At 44.5% G+C, this 21,255-nt stretch carries 16 protein-coding genes; 4 read left to right on the plus strand and 12 right to left on the minus strand.

Features of this window, described 5'->3' with window-relative positions; all coding sequences use genetic code 11:
• Nucleotides 1-7: 7 nt before the first annotated feature.
• The 6 genes from ACE1CD_RS18835 to ACE1CD_RS18860 all read right to left on the minus strand — a co-directional run bounded on the left by ACE1CD_RS18835 (nucleotide 8) and on the right by ACE1CD_RS18860 (nucleotide 5,313).
• Nucleotides 8-1,423, minus strand: a complete 1,416-nt coding sequence (locus ACE1CD_RS18835; protein ID WP_374800780.1) for an aldehyde dehydrogenase family protein — start codon at nucleotides 1,421-1,423, stop codon at nucleotides 8-10.
• Between the two features lie 69 nt (nucleotides 1,424-1,492).
• Nucleotides 1,493-2,284: an SDR family NAD(P)-dependent oxidoreductase gene (locus ACE1CD_RS18840; RefSeq protein WP_374800778.1), complete on the minus strand. Its 792-nt coding sequence runs from the start codon at nucleotides 2,282-2,284 to the stop codon at nucleotides 1,493-1,495.
• A gap of 115 nt (nucleotides 2,285-2,399) precedes the next feature.
• Entirely contained in the window at nucleotides 2,400-3,443 is a 1,044-nt protein-coding gene (locus ACE1CD_RS18845; RefSeq protein ID WP_374826015.1) for a nitrilase-related carbon-nitrogen hydrolase, read from the minus strand.
• Nucleotides 3,444-3,644: 201 nt separating this feature from the next.
• Complete coding sequence (locus ACE1CD_RS18850; protein ID WP_374826016.1) at nucleotides 3,645-4,100, minus strand: hypothetical protein; 456 nt, start codon at nucleotides 4,098-4,100, stop codon at nucleotides 3,645-3,647.
• A gap of 44 nt (nucleotides 4,101-4,144) precedes the next feature.
• On the minus strand, nucleotides 4,145-4,699 hold the full coding sequence (locus tag ACE1CD_RS18855) for a hypothetical protein (protein ID WP_374826017.1): 555 nt from the start codon (nucleotides 4,697-4,699) through the stop codon (nucleotides 4,145-4,147).
• A complete protein-coding gene (locus tag ACE1CD_RS18860; protein ID WP_374826018.1) occupies nucleotides 4,696-5,313 on the minus strand; it encodes a hypothetical protein in 618 nt (205 codons plus the stop codon). Before ACE1CD_RS18860 ends, ACE1CD_RS18855 begins: the two co-directional genes overlap by 4 nt.
• Before the next feature lie 162 nt (nucleotides 5,314-5,475).
• Between ACE1CD_RS18860 and ACE1CD_RS18865 the strand changes: the two genes are divergently transcribed.
• Nucleotides 5,476-6,651, plus strand: a complete 1,176-nt coding sequence (locus ACE1CD_RS18865; RefSeq protein ID WP_374826019.1) for an AbrB family transcriptional regulator — start codon at nucleotides 5,476-5,478, stop codon at nucleotides 6,649-6,651.
• A 28-nt stretch (nucleotides 6,652-6,679) separates the two neighbouring features.
• A complete protein-coding gene (locus tag ACE1CD_RS18870; protein WP_374826020.1) occupies nucleotides 6,680-7,489 on the plus strand; it encodes a DUF1838 domain-containing protein in 810 nt (269 codons plus the stop codon).
• Nucleotides 7,490-7,496: 7 nt separating this feature from the next.
• Here the strand turns inward: ACE1CD_RS18870 and ACE1CD_RS18875 are convergent, their stop codons facing one another.
• Together ACE1CD_RS18875 and ACE1CD_RS18880 are read right to left on the minus strand one after the other, a co-directional pair.
• Nucleotides 7,497-9,311, minus strand: coding sequence for a hypothetical protein (locus tag ACE1CD_RS18875; RefSeq protein ID WP_374826021.1), 1,815 nt, complete (start codon nucleotides 9,309-9,311; stop codon nucleotides 7,497-7,499).
• 195 nt (nucleotides 9,312-9,506) lie between these two features.
• On the minus strand, nucleotides 9,507-10,517 hold the full coding sequence (locus ACE1CD_RS18880) for a VOC family protein (RefSeq protein WP_374800766.1): 1,011 nt from the start codon (nucleotides 10,515-10,517) through the stop codon (nucleotides 9,507-9,509).
• A 106-nt stretch (nucleotides 10,518-10,623) separates the two neighbouring features.
• Here ACE1CD_RS18880 and ACE1CD_RS18885 point away from each other — a divergent pair, with 106 nt between their 5' ends.
• The gene (locus tag ACE1CD_RS18885) at nucleotides 10,624-11,247 is read left to right on the plus strand and encodes a DUF4142 domain-containing protein (RefSeq protein ID WP_374826022.1); all 624 of its coding nucleotides are present in this window, start codon (nucleotides 10,624-10,626) and stop codon (nucleotides 11,245-11,247) included.
• 133 nt (nucleotides 11,248-11,380) lie between these two features.
• Here ACE1CD_RS18885 and ACE1CD_RS18890 read toward each other — a convergent pair whose 3' ends face one another.
• The 4 genes from ACE1CD_RS18890 to ACE1CD_RS18905 form a co-directional block, all read right to left on the minus strand.
• Nucleotides 11,381-14,101, minus strand: coding sequence for a CHAT domain-containing protein (locus ACE1CD_RS18890; RefSeq protein WP_374826023.1), 2,721 nt, complete (start codon nucleotides 14,099-14,101; stop codon nucleotides 11,381-11,383).
• Between the two features lie 223 nt (nucleotides 14,102-14,324).
• On the minus strand, nucleotides 14,325-17,222 hold the full coding sequence (locus ACE1CD_RS18895; protein WP_374826024.1) for a filamentous hemagglutinin N-terminal domain-containing protein: 2,898 nt from the start codon (nucleotides 17,220-17,222) through the stop codon (nucleotides 14,325-14,327).
• A gap of 17 nt (nucleotides 17,223-17,239) precedes the next feature.
• Nucleotides 17,240-18,082, minus strand: a complete 843-nt coding sequence (locus tag ACE1CD_RS18900) for a DUF2887 domain-containing protein (protein ID WP_374826025.1) — start codon at nucleotides 18,080-18,082, stop codon at nucleotides 17,240-17,242.
• A 125-nt stretch (nucleotides 18,083-18,207) separates the two neighbouring features.
• Nucleotides 18,208-20,019 carry a ShlB/FhaC/HecB family hemolysin secretion/activation protein gene (locus ACE1CD_RS18905; RefSeq protein WP_374826026.1) on the minus strand — a complete coding sequence of 604 codons (1,812 nt, stop codon included), beginning with the start codon at nucleotides 20,017-20,019 and terminating at the stop codon, nucleotides 18,208-18,210.
• 472 nt (nucleotides 20,020-20,491) lie between these two features.
• Here ACE1CD_RS18905 and ACE1CD_RS18910 point away from each other — a divergent pair, with 472 nt between their 5' ends.
• Nucleotides 20,492-21,229, plus strand: coding sequence for a DUF928 domain-containing protein (locus tag ACE1CD_RS18910; protein ID WP_374826027.1), 738 nt, complete (start codon nucleotides 20,492-20,494; stop codon nucleotides 21,227-21,229).
• Nucleotides 21,230-21,255 lie beyond the last annotated feature (26 nt).

The following is a 21,255-nucleotide window of genomic DNA, read 5'->3' on the forward strand; positions in this document are numbered from 1 at the left end:
CTTTAAATTAACTTTTAAACCACCACGGATCGGGCATAGGTTGAGTTTTGTTCAAAAAGGCTTTCTTTCGCAAAAACCGCTCGATAGCAGCCGCACCCATACGCGATCCACCCATGCCGGAAAATTTAAAGGAGTTCTTTTCTCCTTCGTGGATAAATGCTGTCAATGCTGCATCGTTGATGCTAATAGCGCCTGCATCAATTTGGTTTGCCAGTGCGATCGCTTCCTCTTGAGATCCTGCAAAAACCGCTGCACTGAGTCCGTAGATAGTATCGTTCGCCAGTTGCACCGCCTCCTCAATTGTAGAAAATGACATAACAGGCATAATTGGGCCGAAAGTTTCTTCCGTCATCACTTTCATGGAACGATCGACCTGGGTTAGTACAGTTGGACGACACCACAAACCACCTGCCAATTCTTCAACCGCACCACCACAGCGAACAACTGCGCCTTTTGCAACAGCATCGCGTAGGTGTTCGGCAATGATAGTCGCTTGTCTTTCTGCAATTATAGGGCCAATTTCTCCTCTGTCAATAGCGGGATAGCATATTTGCAGAAGTTTGGCTTTTTCTGTCAGTTGATCGACAAATTTATCAAAAATAGATTCGGCAACGTAAATGCGTTCAATAGACAGGCACGATTGCCCAGCATTGACGACTGAACCCCACAATAACGCCGATGTTGCCAATTCTAAATCGGCAGATTCTAACACAACTGCCGGGTCTTTTCCCCCCAATTCTAGAAAGGCAGGAATAAATCGCTTAGCTGCTGCTTCTCCTACTTTTCGACCTGTAGCTACACTACCAGTAAAGCAGACTAAATCTACATATTCTATTAAGGCTGCACCTGTATCGCCAGCACCTTCGATGAAAGTTAAAACATCGGGCAATTGTGGTACAGATGCCATAGTTTCTAACAAAGGTTGCATGAAGCGGGGAGCAATTTCGCTCGGCTTGACTATGACGGCACAACCTGCCAGCAATGCGGGTATGGTATCAATTGTCGAAAGCAAGAGAGGAAAATTCCAAGGACTGATGACGCCAACTAATTGATAGGGAACTTGTTGACTTTGCACGCGGATAAATGGAATTGCGGTGGCTTTTTCATCCTCTAACAATAATTCTGGTGCTACCCGACACCAGCGATCGATCGTGGAAATAACCGAGTTGATTTCTACTACAGACTCAGACAATCTTCCGGTGTCGTTGACTAAAGCTTCAGTCAATCGCTCTTTTTGGGACAAAATGGCTTGTTTCCACTGCTGCATCGCCGCAATCCTTCTTTCCACACCTGCCTGCTGCCATGCGATTTGTGCTTCGCGCATTTGGGCGCATTTGTCGGCAATTTGGTCTGGTGTTGGTGGTGAAATCCAGCAGTCAATTTGGCCGGTGCGAGGATTGCGAACGCTTAGTTTTTCATTCATGATTTAAATCCTAATTGTTTAACCATCCTACTTAATCTAACCGAGCCAGACAGCCTAACAATATAATGATTACTCTAGGTTAAGATTTTCACTGAGTTGATGAATGTTCCAAAACAAGGAAAGTCCGATTCCACCATCCACATAAATGTTTTGACCTGTGATAAATCCGCTCTCTTGCGAACACAAAAAAGCCACCAAAGTCGCCACATCATCAGGCTGACCCCATCTTCCCATAGGAGTAGCTTTTGGTGGTAGGTCTTCAATATAGGGAACTGATGCTAGATACCCTTCCCATGCCTGAGTTTTAATGTAGCCTGGAGTAACAATATTAACAGTAATTCCTCGCGGAGCTACTGAGAGAGCATAGTGCTTTGCCAGTACTTCCATTGCCGCTTTTGCAGGTGCAGACATGGCATATACTTTACTTGGATTGTAGACGCCATGAGAAGAAATGGCTACCACTCGTCCTTGTCCGTCAGTCATGTAATTCAAAGCTTTTTCCATGCACCGAAGAAAGGTTTTAGGATAAATTTCCTGAGCGTCTTCATACTGTTCAAAAGTAAATCCTCGAGGAAGTTTGGCGAGGATTGCGTACCCAGCTACATGAACAAAGGCGGTTAGTTGGCGCTGGAAGTGTTCTTCTACCACTTGGAAAAAGTTGTTAACTGTTTCCGGCTTTTTGATATTGCCAGCTACTGGTACAACTTTAACGTTAAATTGCTCTAACTCTTCCTTTGCAGTAAGTGCAGCATCATGGTTGGAATTATATCCCAGGATGAGATTGAAACCTTTACTCGCTAGTTGCCTAGAAATGCTTAAACCTATGCCGCGAGTACCGCCTGTTATCAGTGCAACTTTCATCAGTTTAATACGTTGGGTTTATTTTGGCTGTTACTCAATTCAAGAATTGCCAAATCTCGGTAATTGGTAGTTGGTAGTAAGATGATTTTTACTGACCTATACCAGTTATTGGCAATTAAATTATTCCAAGTTTAGCTAAACGTTCGATCGTCTGCATCTGTGTTTGGATAAAGTGTTTGCGATCGACCTCTTTATCTAGCATAGTATTAGCTGGGTAAAAGTGAGACTGTCGATAGCTTTCTGCATACAATTCTAACCGCTGTCGGGAAAGTAGGTTATTCAATCCCGGACGGCGGCGATAGCGTCGCAAAGCAGCTAAGTCGATTTCCGCAAATGCGGCCATACTTTCTCCCGCACCTGTTTCAGATAATACCAATCCTCGATAATCAATTATTTTAGAACCGCCATCGGTTGAGGATTCGGGAATGGCAGTATTGACAATTCCTGCTGTATTTGCCGATACTACGTATGCCATGTTTTCGACAGCGCGAGAAATTTTGGCGGCTTCTTTGGGCGATCGCGCATTTCCGTATACTTCCGATGTGGAGTGCAGAAAAATTTCCGCTCCCCACATTGCCAAACATCGCGCTACTTCAGGATATAATATTTCTTCGGATGCGATTGCTGCTAAATTGCCGATCGCAGTTTTGGCAACGGGAAAAACTCCTGCCAAACCATAGTATTCGAGATACTTATCCCAGACATCGTGGGGTGTGGGAGCAAACATTGAATTCAACCGGCGATAGCGCAATACGATCGCACCGGATGGGTCAATTACAAAGCAAGTTTGGAAGTATAAACCGGGAAAATTGGGGTCGAGTTCGTAGGCATTGCCAGCGATAAATATACTTTGTTTTTGGGCGATTTTACCGAGTGCTTCGTACTCAGCGCCATTCATTTCCAGACAAGCTTTTTCTGCCCAAATTGACAGCGATTCTCCCATCGGGAAACCTGTGAGGAAATATTCGGGCAATACTATTAGTTTACAGTCAAATCCGATAAAGGCGATACTAGCGGCGATTTGTTTTTCTAATCGCGCGATCGATTCCTGCATTAGCGATCGCGCTTCTTCGCGATTACTGGCGCGGTTAACTGCGTGGCAGGTGACTTGGAGTGCCAAAGCTCGGTATGATTCGATAGTAGGTGCGATCGCTTCCATGAGTTTGTCCTCTGGGTGAGATACATTCTATTATGCTGGCGATCGCTTACTTAAATGTTATTTTTTTCATATGCGATCGTTAGACATTTTCCATACAGACCGCCTCATCGCGGAACGCCTACGCACCGATCGTTTTGATCGGCGTTACCGAATACATCAAGACCCCAATCACTTCCGGAGTGTAAGCTGAATACCTTAACATTATAAGTTTTCTTGTGGCTCATAATTAACTTCCAGGGGCACTACAGAAACATTTTGCCATTGTGTTTCTGCATCGCTTGGCATCTGTATCTGAAACTCGTACAAGCCAGCTTCTGCAACAGGAAGACCACCGAATGCAATCACTGTAAAAGTTTTCAGATTTTCTGTAAAATCAATTTCCCTTTCACCTTCAAGTAAAGTTTTTTTTGACGGTGAAACAATTTTAAGTCTAAATTTATATTTATCCTCTTGGTTAGATGATTCTTGTTTTTTCCAAAAAACAACCAATTCAAAAGCTAAAGCTAAAAATAGAGTTTCTTCAGACTCAGGTGGGGGCGGTACAAAAATTTCTTCCATTACCTCAATGAGACTGATATTTCCTGTTTCCTGATTGATAATACTTTTTTCACAAAGCATCGCCCATACACAATTAATCATAAGTTCCCCGCTATTCATAGCATTGAGTCAACAGACAGATACGATAGCCTATTGTGTCATGTTTACAACTTAAATTTATTGGTATTATAGCGTTTATTATTGCCTGTTAATGAAGGCCGAACTACTCTTTTTTGTTTTGCCGTGACATTGAGATGTTTTGTGTTACGTTCTATCTCTGATTCGGTTTGATAAACTGAAATTTTATTGGTTGTTTCAAACATTGTATATTTTTCAAAATTGGCTTTATGACTGTTTTTTTCATTTACCAAAAGGAAGTTTGCAAATTTTGTAGACCACCAGCCATTTGGTGCTTCAATAACAAATCCAGCAGCTGTTTGGGCTACTTCTAAGTTTATTAAACTGAGTGCCCACAGGTAAACAGCCATAGCTGTATCCCAAGGATTTTCATACTCGGAATCGATTTCTTTTTGAGAAAGATCGACAGACCTTTTGAGTACCAACCAAATATTTTTAGGATTGTTTCGCAGTTGTTCGATTAAATCTTTTGTCACTTGTTCTTTGTACGCTGCACGGCAGAAAACCTTAAAACTGCTGGCTACGTTCAAAAGAGCAGCAAATTCATGAGTTTCTATTTTATCCATAAGTTTTTCGATCACTGGCTTGTCCTCCTGTCTGTCCAAAATTCCTTGATTGTACCGTAGGAATCTGGTACTTCATCTATCAGGTGTATGTACTCGCCATCCGCACCCCATTGACTAACAACAGTAATCTCAAAAGAAGCATTGATAACTTTGGGTTCTTTTTTTACTACTACTGCAATATGGGAATATTCATCTTTGTTAGGACGATAAAGGACTAAATCTCCAATCTCAACTTCATGTTCTCCAGATAAACGACGATAATCATCTTCTCTCAGGATCGTTTTCAAGTGTTCTGGGTCAATACAGGTGCGTCGGGACGCAAATGGTAAGCCCACGCAGTTATAAACTGCTGTTAACGATCTAAGTCTAATGTTAGGATACTTTTGCGTCCAGATTTGCATTGCGGCTTTGAGCGCCTCTGGTGGACGTTCGCGTCGCCTTTCGTTGGGAATAGGAGTCCCGCGTTTAGTAGCCAATGGTATTGATGCACGATCGTTTGAGCCTCCCGCACCTATAAGCATCGAGCCAATAATGAATTTTATCCATAATTTATGATAACAAATTATGCGATTATATGCAATGGAGATGCGATCGCTTTCCCTTTCTTCAGGTAAGCTTGATATTGACACAATTCGTATCGTATACCAAATGCTAGCGCTTTGGTCTGAGGCGGACGAACGGCCCTATAACTGAGAATCCAACAACGATACGAAGTGAAGTCTATTCATCGCCATCTCCAATCATAATTGCTATTTTTTGGCTATATTCCATTGCTCGCTAGGTGGGACTAAATGGTAAACAAAAATCTAATTTTCGGACAAACAGCACAAATTTCGGCACTGCAAAAAACCATTTTCGGCAAATTAATAATTATTTGTTTGGAACTAATTTTTGCTTTGCCAGTAGGTGTAGCCTTCGCGAGATTTCGCATCGGCGGTGTGGCTTGGATCTTTGGCGGTATTGTTGCAGGCGGGTTGGTACTTACTGCTTATAGCATTCTCTCCAAAGAAACGGCAGAACCAAATCAAAAAATTAGAAAAATAGGACAAGCTCTTGTAGGTTTAGTTATTGGATTTACCATCGCTCATGGAGATACCGCAGAGCTTTATTCTAAATTGCCAATATTTGTTTTTGTGGCTTTATTTCTCATGGCAAGTGGGAGCGCGATCGGCTATATTTATTCGCGCATTAGCAACACAAACATACTAACTGCAATGCTCGCGACTACTCCAGGCGGTATAGGAATTATGTCCAGCATTGCCGCCGATTATGAAAAGAATGCCGCGCAGGTGGCACTCGTTCAAATTATACGTGTTACAACAGTGGTATTTTTAATACCTGTATTGGCGAGAATATTGACCGATAATAGCATCAACACTGCTGTCAGTGTTTTTCCCAATCTAGCTTTTAGTTTTGAGCCATTAAATTTATCATTGCTCGTTTCATCGCTAACTTTAACATTCGTATCGGTTCGCATAAATAGTATTTTGAAAGTGCCCGCCCCGTTCTTCTTTGGAGCGTTAATAGTTGGGGTAACGTTTAATTATGCGATCGGCTTGTTTCCATTTCTAGCTAATGTTGATTTTACACCGCCTTTTTTAATCAGATTAATCGGTCAAATTTTCTTAGGGATTAGTATAGGCGAATATTGGGGGAGCAAACCAAATTTAAATAAAAAAACGATCGCATATGCTTTAATTCCCGTAATCATGACTATATCCGTCGGATTTATAGCAGCAGGAATTACTACATTTCTGACACCGTGGGATTGGCTCACCTGTATGCTAGTCACAGCGCCAGGAGGGTCGGCAGAAATGATTTTGGTATCCCTCGCATTAGGTCATCACGTTGAAATTGTGACTGCGGGTCACTTGGTAAGATTAATAGTTATTCATGCCTCTCTCCCATTATGGTTGTTCTTGTTTCGCTATCTCGATCGCTTGCTTCCCAATTCAGGCGATAATTAGTAGTGAAGTTACGATCGGGAGTCAGTAGATGGTTAACGAAATCAAGGAATTTGATACTAGGCAATGGGTGAAAGTACGTAGCTCGCTAGATGGCAGCCAAACCTTTCTCACCTGGACGGGTTCGATATACTCTTTTGTACCGAATGAGAAGAAAAAACGCCTCTTCAATATCGTGGGAATGAGCGTTAGCAGATGTATAGAAAATGACGATAAGACTTGGGAATTTACCTCAAGAGAACTGACTTATTACCTCGATCCAAATACAAACAAAATCCTGCACAAATGGGAAAACCCCTGGACAGGAGAAACACTCACCGTTATTCACGTTGCCAACAGTCCGGTAGAAGGTCACTTTAAAGGAAATTTTCCGGGTGAAGTGAACGGTGAAATCACTACATTCGTGTTTGATTTATTTCCCACTTACCCAAACTCCCTCGCGGAAGATGAAAAATTTCAAGAGTACAGTCCCCAACAAACTTATCAAGCAGCCGAATTGTTTAAATTGACAGTTCCCACTGAAGAACTCGACAATCCAGAAATACTTTCTGTTTCTAAAATGTTTATTTGTTGGGATAGGATCGGCCCTTGGCTTCCGTGGATGAAAATGGGAGATAGAGCAGGTCATCTTATCTACAGCGCCACCGGTCAAAAAGTGAAGAGTTTTAACGATTTACCCCAATTGCTTCAGGATGAAATTAATACCCGGATGTCTTTGTACAAGAATGCTCCTAAAGCTCCTTTAGACAGTGATATGACTTCTTGGATTTACTTCAAGAAGCATTTTGAAGCTTATTTAGCTGGAGAAAGATTTCCGATTCCAGAAACAGAGGAGGAATAGAAAATTTTTACTTAAATTTGATTGCGCGTGCAGCGATGTTGGCGATCGCATTTGCTTTCATTTCCTGACTGGGGATAGTTTGCGCTACTTGCAAAGCTGTTTCAGAGTTACCTAATTTAGCAAAAGCATCGACGATTTTTATCAGAATATTGGCTTTGTTATTCTCGTCGAGAGATTGAGTTACCTGCACAGCGCGATCGAGTTGTCCAATTTCTACATATTTCGATGCGATTTTAGTTAAAGCTGACTCTTTAAGACCGAGTAAAGTTAAGGTATTGGTAATTTGCAAAGCTCGATCTACTTGTCCGATTTCTGCTAATTGCAAAGCAATATTAGTCAAGGCTTCTTGTTTAGAATCGTCTTTTTTGAGAGACTGGGCAATCTGCAACGATCGCTCAATTTGTCCCGCTTTTACTAAAGCCTCAGCAATGCTAATAATTGATTGATTTTCTGCAAAATCATCAGGATTGGAAACTGTTGGTAACTGCAAGTTTTGGGAGAGTAGGTTTTCCGCTTGCTGTAGTTGTCCTGCTGTTTGCAATTCTTGAGCGATCGCAATTATCCCTAAAGCTTTTACTTCTCCATTTTCAATGCTATTAACTATCTGCAAAGCTGGTTCGATTTGCTTTGCTTTCGCTAATTGGCGAGCAATTTCCACGAAAGTTAAAGCTTTCACTCTTGGTTGATTTCCTACATTAAAATCTTGATTTGCTGCTATTTCTGCCGGAGTCAGTTTGTGGATCGTTTCTGCCACCTGCTTAGCAGCATCAAATTGTCCGACTTCCGCTAATTTAACGGCAATATCCCGCAGCGCCTTTTCCTTGACGCCAAATTCCCGCAGCGCCAAACCTGAATCTATTTTAGTTATGGTGAGGATGTTTTCGTAAATTTGTGCAGCGATCGATCGCGCTAAATTTACTTCATTCATTCCCGCCAATTTTACCGCAATCGCCGACCAAACTTTCGCTTTTTCGACATCATCTTGGATGTTTTGAGAACTTGCCCAAGCTTGCTTGACTTGGTTGACATTTGCCATATGTGCGAGAATGCCGAGATATGCCCAAGCTTGATAATCTTCTCCGCTTTCACCGCTAGCCGAACTGCAACCAGTGACGCTTTTAGCCACTTGTAGCGCTCTATCAAACTGGGATAATAAACTTAAATTACCTGCTATTTTAGCCAAAATATCAAATTTTTCGTTACCGCAACTGCCATTAGATTCGTAAGCATAATCTCCCGTAATTCCTCTGGCTTTTTGTAAAGCGTCTAAGAGGATTTTTCTGGCAGGTTCTAATTGTCCTTTTTCTGCTAAAATACTTGCGATCGCATTCAGCGCCTCTGCTTTGCGAGTATTAGAAGCAAGTGTTTGCGTTAACTGCAATCCTCTTTCGGTAAACCCTGCTTGTGCAACTTTAATCGCCACATCGCGCAACGCCGGATCTTGTTGATAAAGGGTAAAATTTTCATCGGTTTTCTTAGTCAGTTGCACAGCGCGATCGAATAGCTGTCTCGCTTTCTGCGTTTGTCCGACTTCTGCTAATTTTATCGCTATATTAGATAAAGCTTCAATCTTAGTAGAACGCTCCTCGATAGTTTCTGCTACCTGCACAGCGCGATCGAATAATTGCAAACCAAGTTGCTCATTTCCTGCCGCTATCTCTCTTCCCAACATCGTTAAATTATCAGCAATAGTTACGGGATTATTGGGATTTTTATCTATATTAAAAGCTGGGAATCCTACCGCTATTTCAGTTTTATTATAGCCTGCCATTATAATTAATAAAAATGCCATTTTTTGGAAAGTGTGGGCAATCGATCGCATCGTGATTCATTCTCCTGCATTTTGACTTTGTATTTTTATATTTCGTACTCAAATAATCAGTTTTTAGGTTGGGTTTATCTGAGCGAAACCAAACCATCTAAAACTCACAAGTTGGGTTTCGTACCTCAACCCAACCTACAACCATCTAAAACTGACAAGTTGGGTTTCGTACCTCAACCCAACCTACAACTACAATTAGATTGAAAGCAATGTCCAGAAGTAGCCATCGGGTGAGACGAAAGAAAAACTTTTTTCTCCAAACTCGTTGGTTTCAATTTCTGTGATATTTTGAGCCGCACTCGCCTTAACGCGATGGAAATAATCTTCTATACCTCGCACGCGATAAGTGTAAAGCGACATTCCCAAACATCCCGGTTGCGCCCGATCGAGATGATTTTCTAATTGAATAGATTCTGGAAATCGCACAATATAAAGTCTGCCCGATCGCACTGCTTGCCAATCTGACTTTGACGAACGCGGATCGTCAAAAGTTGTCACAAAAAATCTTTCATTCGGCTGAAGGTCAAAAATCGGTCTTGCTGTTTCAGAACTTTCATAACTTGTTTCGTCCTCATCCCGCACGCGCAGCAACCCCAGCGTTTCTTCATAAAAACGGAACGTTTCTCTCCTGTCATCTTGAACCACTATTCCCATGTGGGTTATCTGGCTGGTTTTGAAATGTGCGCTTTCATTAATTTGACCGTAATTAGTCACAGTATAATTGAATCTTTGAAAGAAAATTTGGCGAGTTAAAGGTTGAAGCATCACCATTTCCCGCACGCCAATAGCAGGCTCTGCAAAAGGACGCACCTTTCTGTCTTTGTTATAGATTACATCCCATTGCGGATAGATGTATTTGACTGGTAAACCAGCTTTAACTGCCTCTTCAGCATGATTGGAAATATTCAACACATCAGCAGTCAATGCAGTTCCCCAACGGTTTCCTTTCACCTTCATTGATGACATCTGCAATCCCTCATTGGTAGGCTTTTCCCAAACCATTAGACGGATGAGACCGTGGTCTGCATCTTGGTGATAGAGGCGAATCGATCGCAGAGGAGAATTGACACCATACAACTTATTTGTTGATTCTGCTGATAATTCACCTATTTTACCGATCCGATAGCCAAATTGCTCCCAATATTGAATAAGAGAGAGCGGTTCTGGGCAACCAATACAAACTTCGTAGATACCTTGAATTGTCATTTGTTTGCCTTAAATAAAGAATAATTTACTCACCTCAAGACAGAGGTATTTAATAACCAGCAGATCACTATTAAAGTAACCACCTAAAAAGCCAAGGAAATCACCAATGTTTAAACGACTAACAGTAACAACTGCGCTGGTTGCAGCGGGATTATTTGGTACTTTGAATTACTCAGCTATTGCCGAAACAAACCAAACCGAACAATCTGCACCCTCGTCAAGCCGCAGTCAGATGAGCGCTCTTGACAGGCAGTTTATCACCGATGCTGCCCACGGGGGAATGGCGGAAGTTAGATTAGGACAGCTTGCGTTGCAGCGATCGAACAACGCTCAAGTGAGACAATTTGCACAGAGGATGATCGATCAACACACACAGGCAAATCGAGAACTGATGGCGTTAGCCCAAAGAAAGGGAGTTACTCCTCCCAACAGTCCTGGCCCGAAGTACGAAGCGGCAATGAATCGCCTGATGCAGCTTAGCGGAGACAGTTTTGACGAAGCATATCTGAACGAAGCTGGGGTAAACAGCCACCTGGAAGCGGCGGCTGTTTACCAGCGCCAAGCCCGCATGGGACAGGATGCAGATCTGAGAGCTTTTGCAACGAGAACCTTGCCCACAGTCCAGGGTCATTTGGAAATGGCCGCGACAATGACCGGTTACAGCCTTGCACGCGGAAGCAACGATGCTTCCGATACGTCCGATACACCTGCTATGCCAATGAGCCGGTAAAAGTCAAAAGTTAAAAGTCAAAAGTCAAAAATAAGAAGAAGAGGGAGGAGGGAGAGGGAGAGTAAAAAAGGAAGTAAAAAAGGAAAAGGAGCAATTTTGACTTTTGACTTTTGACTTTTGACTTCTCTCTCCCTCACTGCCAATTACCTACTAGCACAAAAGGTGCCCAGAAGTAGGGATTTTGATATTGAGGATTTCGCAATAGCTTCAGTTGCGCGTTGCGGAGAGCTTCCGCTTTGCTAATTCCCGGTTTGGTGAGTTCGCGGTAAAATTCCGCCATCACGATCGAAGTAGATTCGTCATTTACTTGCCAAAGTGTAGCTAATGTGCTGCGGGCACCCGATCGAATTGCAATTCCCGCCAAACCCAAAGCAGCGCGATCGTCTCCCGCCGCAGTTTCGCAAGCACTGAGGACAAGCAGTTCGATCGGCGCTTTCTTTTCCTGGGAACGAGAACGCAACAATCGATCTAATTGCTTAACATTAATACGCTCATCCCAAGTCAAAATAAAAGTCTCCGATGCTTTCGAGCTAAACTGACCGTGAGTCGCCAAGTGAACAACTGGGAAAGGAATTTTGTTGATTTGTGCTTGTAGTTCCTGAGTGATAAACTGCTGATTGATCAGAGTATCAGCGGGAACCGCAGAAGAAATCTGTTCCACTTCGCTCGCAACTGCCGGCAAAGCCGGAAAACCCTGACGCGCTTCTGTCAGAGCGCCTGTCAACGCTCTCAATCTTACTTGCGTCAGCGGTCGCGATTCTAATAATTGAAGTCCGGGAGTAAGAGCGATGCTGTATTTTTCGATCAGATATTTTTGACCGTCGTGCAGAATAGCCATCGGCACATTTCGCAGATAGCCATCCAACACAAATACCAGAGTTTTAACGTCGCTTGCAGCTAAATCTTTTTCTACCGGACGAATCAACAAATCGTAGAGTTGTTGTGCGAGGGGTAAACGCTCTTGCTCAAAAGCAGTGCGTCTGAGGGAAACTCTTGCTCGTTTGAAAATACTTTCCAATTCTGCCTTAGATTTGGCGGTGTTGTAATGCCGCAGGGGTCGATCGGGAACAGACACAATCACCTCTAGGCGATCGCTTAAAATTATAGGATAAATAACAGCAGCAGTGCGATCGACTTCATCAATTATTCTGGCTTTCACATCCGCACAAGCATCCTGGAAAAAGTTGTCCAATTCCGCCAACTGCAAAGACTCGATCGTCTGACGAGCTAGCTTCAGTTTAGCTCGATCGGTAACCTTCCCCTCTCCTTCCAAAAGTAACCCCACTAACTCGCGATAAATCGGTTCGACACTTTCGCGAAACGAGAATTGTACTTGCGATTGGATCGTCACCAAATCAGCTCGCAGAGAAGATAAGATATTCACAGCTTGACTATAGTAACCCACAGCTGCTTCTATATCCCCTTGCGCTTTGCGAAGGCGTCCCATTTGCCAAAGCAACTCGTAAGCAACTTCGGGAAATTCAAAAGGAGGAGCCAAACTCAGAGCTTGATTTGTGAGGTTTTCTGCCTCCACTTGTTGCTGCTGGACTTCCCATAACCTACCCTGTATACCCAGGATATAAGCTAGGATACGCCGATCGCCCAAACGCTTTGCTTTTCCTAAAGCTCGATCGAGCATTTCCTCGATTTCTCTCCATAAAAGAGACTGGAGATTAGCAGAGATAGAGACAGCATTTCCCTCACTCCCCCACTCCCCCACTCTCCCGCTCTCCCGCTCCCTCATCGCCAATTTCAACAAGTTTTGCGCTAAATTTATTTGAGTGTAGAGTCCCGCTCGATTGGATGGAATTTCACTAATTTCAGATTGGATCGATCGCCACAATGCCTCTGCCTCCGATCGCTTTTCCCCATCCAGCAATAAGCTGAATTGATTAACCTGCGCTTGCATTCGCGTCTCTTTGCGAGTTGACATTTGGGCAGCTTTGGTGTAATACTCCAGAGCCGATCGTTCAAACTGGTTTTTCTCTTCTGTTTCTGAGATAGATTCGTTGGCAAAAGCGCGTTTTGTATTGCCCAAATTGAGGTAAATAGCCGCTTGTTCTTGAGTTAAGTTCAATTTTTGCGCCGCAGCCAACCCCGCCTTTAAAGCTCGCTCTGACTGCTCCAGTTGCCCCAAAACTCGCAACACCTGACCTAAAGCATTCATAGCTTGGATATTTTGGCGAGAAGCCGATCGATTTTGCCAACTTGCCAAAGCTTCCTTAGAAAATCTACAAGTTTCAGATTGCAGTTTCAAAGCGTTTAAGAGAGTTTTGCAGGCTCTAGGATACAATCCCAACGCTTCCCAAGCTCGACTCTGGTTAATCTGAGTTTGGGTAAATTGCTCGTTGGCATTAATTTGCTGATAAAGTTTGGATGCCTGCGTCCAAGTATCTAGAGCCGCTTGAACTTGTCCTCGTTCCATTTGTAGCTGTGCTTGAATATCTTGAGTTTGAGCCAAAATTCGCATTTGTTCCGCACTTTTGGGTTGCGATTTTAGCACAGACAAACTGGTATTTATCACTTGTTCCGCTTCATCCCACCCCTGCAATTGTGCTAAAGTTGCCGCTAGATTGCTCAAAGCCATTGCTTGATTGAGGCGATCGCCCTGCCTTTCAAACATTGCTGCTGCCTGTTGCAACAAAGGCGCTACTTCTTGGAAACGTCCTTCATTAGAGAGATTTCGTGCTTCTTGAATAAGGTTCAAACCAGAAGTTCGATCCAGTTGCATCGTCTCGGCTCCTCTCACCTGAGTTACCGCCGCCGGAGTGATAATTACTAATAAAAATGAGATGGCAAAGAGCAGAAATAAGAAAGTAGTTTGTGCGATCGAACGCAAATTATTGGATTTCATATATTATTACGCATAATGTCCCGTAGCATCGATTGTCTAAAAAAATCACTTTCTTATCTGCGTTCATCCGCGTTCATCTGTCTTCATCTGCGGTAAAAATTTAACCCCTCATTCCCACAAATAACCTTTCGCATCAATCTTACATTACCAAAGTAACCCGACACGATATCAGATAGTAAAAACCTGATTTTATTGAACTATAACCAAGGTCTGACGCACCATACTACTGTGATATTCGCGGCAAACAAACAGATGAAGACTTGGGAGTGCGATCGAAAACAGCATTACCCGGATTGTAAGCCACCAGCATCACCTCCCCAGCACCATTCATCACCCAACCTTGCGCGGGAATAGGAGACGCAGAGGGAAGACGGATCTTAATTCCCCCACTCCCCCACTCCCCCGCTCCCCCACTCCCCCGCTCCCCCACTCCCCCACTCCCCTTAACAGGTTCCACCCAGCCAAACTGAGGCACTTCGCTATCCAGAAGGTCATTGGGAGAAGGCGGTAAACCTCCCCGTCCGGTGATGGTAAATTCGCTACCCGCTCCTTGAGTACAGGGATTCGCGGCAATCAGCGCTGACGGATCGACGATATTTTGAGGCAGTTCAACTAAACCTTGAGCCGGATTAACGCCAGCGGTGCTAAACGCGATCGTCCCTTGCAAGTCGGGGCCAGCCGTTTGGGAAATAGCGCTGATGTCGCTACTCGGTAGTAGGAAAGTCGGATTGATTTGTAGGGCAGCGAATTCAGCATCGCTCAGTCCCAGATTATCTCGCAATTGCTCGCGATCGATGCCTGCAAGACCAAATATGTTAGGAACATTGACGGTAACGCGCCCGCCTTGGGCGGTTTGAGCATTGGCTGTGATATCGCTATTTTCGCCTGGAAAGCCCAGCAGGATGTCACTGTTGAGGGTGACGTTGCCGCCTGTGGCGCTGCCAAGGGCGTTAGCTTCAATGATGCTGCCCTGTCGCAATTGGATATCGCCGGCAGAAAGTTCGATGTTACCTTGGTTTCCGGCTTTGGTTTGGGCGGTGAGTATGCCGCGATCGAGCAGAATGGAGTTAGCTGCTACGGTCAGCGTCCCTGCCCCGCCTGTTCCGGAAAAGTCATTTACTCCTAGCACACCACCTTTGTCAACTTGCAATCTTTCGGTAACGATCGTCACGTTACCGCCTAGACCAACTCCTGTTGCTTGGATGGAAGCGAACAAGGCACTGGGGTTTCCTTGTGCAGTGCTACCGCTGACTTCGACACCCTCGCTGGCACGTATTGTGAGATTACCCCCGTTGCCTTGACCGAATACACCGGCACTTATCTGTGCGCCGCCTTCTAAGCGCAATCGCGCAGTTTCAATGGTTAAGTCACCAGCTTGACCTACACCTCCTAGAGCGACCGAAGTGTACAAAGTGCTGGGAAATGCGCTAGTGCCACCAATCAATTCAACGCTCTCGCTCGCGTTGACTGTGAGATTACCACCGTCGCCTTGACCGAATACACCCGTGCTTATCTGCGCTCCACCTTCTAAGTGCAATCGTGCAGTTTCAACAGTCAAGTTGCCTGCTTTACCTACACCTCCTGGCGCGACGGCACTGAAAAAGCCGCTGGGAAGTTTGGCCGTCGCACCTATCAATTCGATCGTCTCGCTGGCGCGTACTGTGAGATTGCCACCGTTGCCTTTACCGTATGTATCAGAAGCTATCTGTGCCCCGTCTTCCAGTCGCAATTGCCCAGTTTCGATCGTGATGTTACCGCCATTGCCTTGACCGTAGGTAGCAGAGCTTATTTTTCCCTCACCTGCTATGTACAATTGCCCAGTTTCGATCGTGATGTCACCGCCATTGCCTGACGATATCGGTGCGGCTGCCGTAAACAAAACACTGGGAAGTTGCTCCTTACTGAGGTTGCCAATGATTTCGATCGCATCGCCAGCCCTTACGGTTATAGTACTTCCATCCCCTTGCCCAAATGTAGCACTGCTGATTTGACCGCCACCTGCAAGTAATAAGCGAGCGGTTTCAATGGTTACTTCACCCCCTTTACCAGTTGCGCCTTGTCTGACATCAGCAAATAAGCCACTGGGATAAATAAGGGGCGTAAAACCCGATACTTCAATTGTCTCCGTTCCTCTGACTGTAATGCTTCCAGCCGCTCCCGCTCCGTCGGTGCTACTGTGAATGGCAGAACCGTCTGTGACGGTGATTCGTCTGCCTGTCAGGTTGACTGGGCCGCCTTTGTCGCTGACGGTAATCGCAGATGCTGCTTGTATCAGACGAATATCTTGGAAATTGTCAATCCCTGTATAGTCGAATGTCCAACCACCGCCTCTAATTTCTTCGTCAAGGGAGGGTAGTGGAGTCAATTTTACCAAAGCCTCTGAGCCAATGCTGCCTAACTCAATGTGTCCGGCTGGTGCGGTGAGATTGCCGCCGGCGATGGTTACTTCACCGCCAACTAATGCTAGAGTGCGATCGCGATCGACCTGCAACCCAACTGGGCGATTGCGGAAATCTGTACCGCCTATCTTCGGGATCGCCTGCAAGTTATGCCCAGTTCCCAGTACGGTAATGCTACCGGGATTATCTCGAAATCGCAAACCGTTGGGAATGTTAATTGTTAATAGTGGCGGTGCGCTGGGATTGCTGGCGCTAAATTCATAGCTATTTTCAAAGATAATACTATCAGATGTCGATGCCAAAAATGAGCCGCGCAAATCCAATCTGGCGTTCGGCCCAAACACAATTCCTCTCGGATTGATTAAAAATAAGTTGGCATTTCCCAATACCCCCAATGTGCCGAAAATGTTGGCGGGATTTCCCCCGGTAACGCGAGTGAGAATGTTGATTATCCCGTCTGGATTGCTAAAGTAAGCACCTCTTCCTTCTGGGATGTTGAATTCTTGGAAACTGTGGAAGAGATTTGCACCCCGAATCGCACCGCCGTCGATGCGATCGCTCTGTACTCCTTTAATTTCTACATTAGGAACTACTTGGGAATTTTCGCTCCCTAATGTGCGATCGGGTATAATTTGTCCTCCGGCTGGATAAAGGTAAGCTAGCAGGCTTACGACAGCGCTGCTAGCAAAGTAAATCGAAAGCTTTGGCAAAGTAGCTGACATAGTTTTTTATGACATTTTTAACTAACAGGCAGTTCAGACAACCAAGCTTTTAATTCTGCCATTTCCGAAAAATCTAGCAGCGCCTCGCTCAAAGCATCTAGTTGTGCAATTGACAATTGCTGAATTTTTGCTTGCAACTCTGCTGGAAGCGTACCAAGCCGCCGCGTGAGTTGGCGAATAATTACATCTAGTTTTCCTTCTTGTAGCGCTTCCTGATAAACCCTTGTTTGTTTGAGTTCGTTTAACCCTAACATTCGCTCTACCTCCTGACGAGTTAAATTGGGAAATTTGTAAACAAAAATTGTTTCTATCAATTCTACAACTTTTTCTGGAGACAAAGGTTTCTCAGCTTCTTGTTTTGCTCGCTCGATTAGTTCCCTCCCTTTTTGCGGCGCTATTTCTTCCTTTAAGCCGATTAATTGCAGTATACTCAAACCCAAAGATAGATTGGTTGTTTGGCTTAATTCATCCAGATAAATACGTTGAAAGCGAGGGCTGTTCGCGAAGTCTTGATACTGAATCGGTAAGCCCGGATCGAAGTTGTGCTTGGTAAAAATTAAAACCGAGCGCCAATCATTCCTGGGTTGGTAGTCGTGCAGATATAGAAATATTTGGCTGAAAAAGCTGGAATAAAGAACTTTTTTGGTATCTTTATATCCTTGGATCTCAACAAAATATATAGGCAATTGCACCGCATGGATAGGCGGCACTAAAATGCCATCCATACGAAAGCTAGTCTGTTTGACTTCTTGAGAAGCGAAACTGTAAGTTGGTGCCATTGGTGAAGGATTGCCAATTAGCTCAAACAGAATGCTGGGATAAGTTTGGAAAATCATGTAAAAAAGGCTATCGGTTTGCATTTATAACCTCAAATAATCGGCACTTGATTTTGGATTTTGGATTGCCTTTGTGCAAGCAGACGCAGTTATATCGGCATCAGCTTGTAGGGTGCGTAATTCAGATTTATTTCTCGATGAGTTTCTCTCTAAAAGGCAAAGTAGTTAATCGAGAAATAAATACCTTGCTCTTGCAAAGTTCGATCGCCTGCATTAACTTCGATGAGAGGAATAGCGTAGTCTACACGCGCATTGAGACGATCGCTCATCTGCCACAGCAACCCCAAACCTACACCCAGCAATTTATTCGAGTCGGGATTGGGTTCTTCGCCAGTATAGTTCCAACCGATGCCAAAATCAATAAAGGGAGCAACTTGCAACAATCCTCTTACTTTAGGTATTCTGAGGATAGGGATTCTGACTTCCGCAGAAGCGATCGCACCGTTATCTGTTAATAATAAATCTTGTCGATATCCTCGCACGCTGCTTGTACCGCCGATGCCAATCTGTTCTAAAGATAGTAACGAATCTGTGGCAAGCTGAATATCGGAACGCAGGATCAGCAAAGTTTCCGGTGCTAATAAGCGCACGTATTGAGCTTGTCCGCGCCAGGAAAAAAAGCGACTATCCGGTGCATCATCATTTGTAGTGGCGCTGAAGAAATCGACACCGGCACTAAATTGCGATCGCGTTGCGAAAACTTGATTTCGATCGCGTTTCACATATTCTTGAAAAAAGCGAAAAGCGGAAACTCGCGTTTCTCCTCGATCGTTTGCACCTGGGGATAAGGGAAATTTTTCGTTTTCTAAGAAAGTTTCGGTTTCCTGTCGGGAGAAACTCACTCCCAAAGCTAATTCGCCAGATAGCTTTTGCACAATCGGTTGGCGATAAGTTACTTCGTAAGTGCGAGATTTTCCTTCAATATCAATGCGATCGAATGGTGGTTCAATTACGTGGGTATGAGTAATACCACCTGCAAATCTTATTGTACCGTTGCGGGGATTGACGGGAAGCGTGTAGCTGGCGTCCAATTCGTTACTACCGTCGGTGTTGGCGTAAGATACTTGCAGTCCATCCCCCAATCCGAGTAAATTAGCTTGGTTGAAGCGAATACCCCGGCGAAAAGTACCGACACTGGGAGAGCGATCGTTATCGGCAAATAATTCTACAGTGAATGTGTCTGCTTCCTTTACCCGCACTTCCAATCTACTTCTTTCCGGACGGCTTCCGGCTTGGAGTTCGGCGGAGACATTTGCGATGAGGGGATCGAGTTGCAGCAGCTGCAAACCTTCCAGCAAACGGTTACGATTTAGGGGTACGCGGGTGGCAATTTCTAAGCGCGATCGCACGTAGCTGGGGTTGAGGCGGCGAGTTCCCGTTACCCGAATTTCTGCCAATCCTCCTTCAACTACTTGGATTTTAACAACCGCTCCTTCTCTCTTGAAGGTTTGGTTAGCTGGAATCACCGCGCCGGAATTGACGTATCCTGCTTGTGTGTATTTGTTGGTCACGGCTGCTTCTGCTTGCAGCAGTTCCGCAAAGTTTATTTCTCGTCCGGTAAACTGCTTGGTAACTTCCGCCAATTCGCGATCGCTAAACGCTGTATTTCCCTCAAATTCAAACCTTTCTACGCGAATTGTTCCCGGAATTTCCAGGGGAGTTTGGCTGGGAGAAGGAGTTGTTGGGGTTCGTTGCAGGGGAGATGGTTGCGGTTGCGGTAACGTCGGAGGCGGTAATTCAGGTTCTGTCGGCAAAATTGGGTTAGGCAGTTGACTTATCTGCACATCTGGTGTATAGTTTATCGTTTCTGAGATTGGGGAGATAAGATCGCGATCGGTAATTTCCAATTTTTGAAGATTGACGGGCAAATTTGCTGTCGTGCTGCCTACTGTTTTGGTTTCCCCAAGCATTACCAAAAAAATTCCTACTAGCCAAAATAACCTCCTCAATTGATGAATCATATCAAACACTCTCCACAATCCCTCAAATAAGCTATTTTTGATAAAACCTATCACTATCAAACAGAGCAATTTATTTACAGAACTTTATCATTGAAATTCGGCTTCGCCAAATAAAAGATCTGGTTAAGGCTGGACTGGACGCTAGGTGAATTAATTTGTATGGGACTTACGCTTTGAAACCGGGTTTCTTAGAAAAATTGTGGCTTTCTCAACTAGATATCGACGAAGAAACTCGGTTTCTGACTTCTGCCAACAGCAACACCTGCCCACGAAATTTTAGAGCGGGTAGGAAAAAAAAGAAAAGTAAAACACGACTTACGCTCCCAAAGATGATTATCGGTGCTATGGCTGTAGGGCTAATTCATAAATTACCCCTACAGCTACAAAATTTAGCTGAACAAAGCTGTTGATACGGTTGGCAAACTCAGACAAAGTGAAACATCATAGAAGCGTGTTCCTGTCGAGTTTATTTATGTATAAGAAGAAATTAGCGCGATTATTGTTGTCTGGGATAACCGTTGTAGTATCCCTGTTTCCATTTGCACCTGTTAATAGCGTCACCTTCCAGCCCAAAGGAAGTCCTCAGAGAACATCTGGGGGCGCATCGCGAGGGATTTGCATCCAAGAAAGAGCCTCCAGCCAGTCGGCAATAGGCAACACAAGATCTCAGGTAGCGGCTTTAATTCCGGCTACAAATGGAGAGATCACCGCAGCGGCATATCCCACAATTCTTGTCCAAATTCCGGAATCTCAACCTTTGAAAGCCGAATTAAGTTTGTGGGATGAAAACTCAAATGGAATTTACCAAACTACTCTTACTCTGACAGGTATTCCCGGCATTGTTAGCTTTACACTTCCCGATACCGCTCCCGCTCTGGAGATCGGCAAACGCTATAAGTGGACTGTGGCAGTAATTTGCGATGCAAAAGAACCATTGCGGAATGTGGTGGTGGAAGGATGGTTGCAACGCATGGAACTGAGTTCTGCCCTCAAAAGCGAGATAAACAGCGCGGAACCGCTCCAGAAGGTGGAACTTTATGCCAAAAATGGATACTGGTACGAAACGGTCGCCACTTTGGCAGAATTGAAGCGATCGCGCCCTCAAGATCGCACCATTTCTGCTGAATGGCAGCAACTTCTCCAGTCTGTCGGGTTAAGCGAATTTGGGCAAGCACCCATAGTTAACTGTTGCCAACCGCAGAATAATTAATAGCAAAATAAGAACGATCGGGGTCA

The organism is Aerosakkonema sp. BLCC-F183 (assembly GCF_041929145.1).
Classification (GTDB): domain Bacteria; phylum Cyanobacteriota; class Cyanobacteriia; order Cyanobacteriales; family Aerosakkonemataceae; genus Aerosakkonema.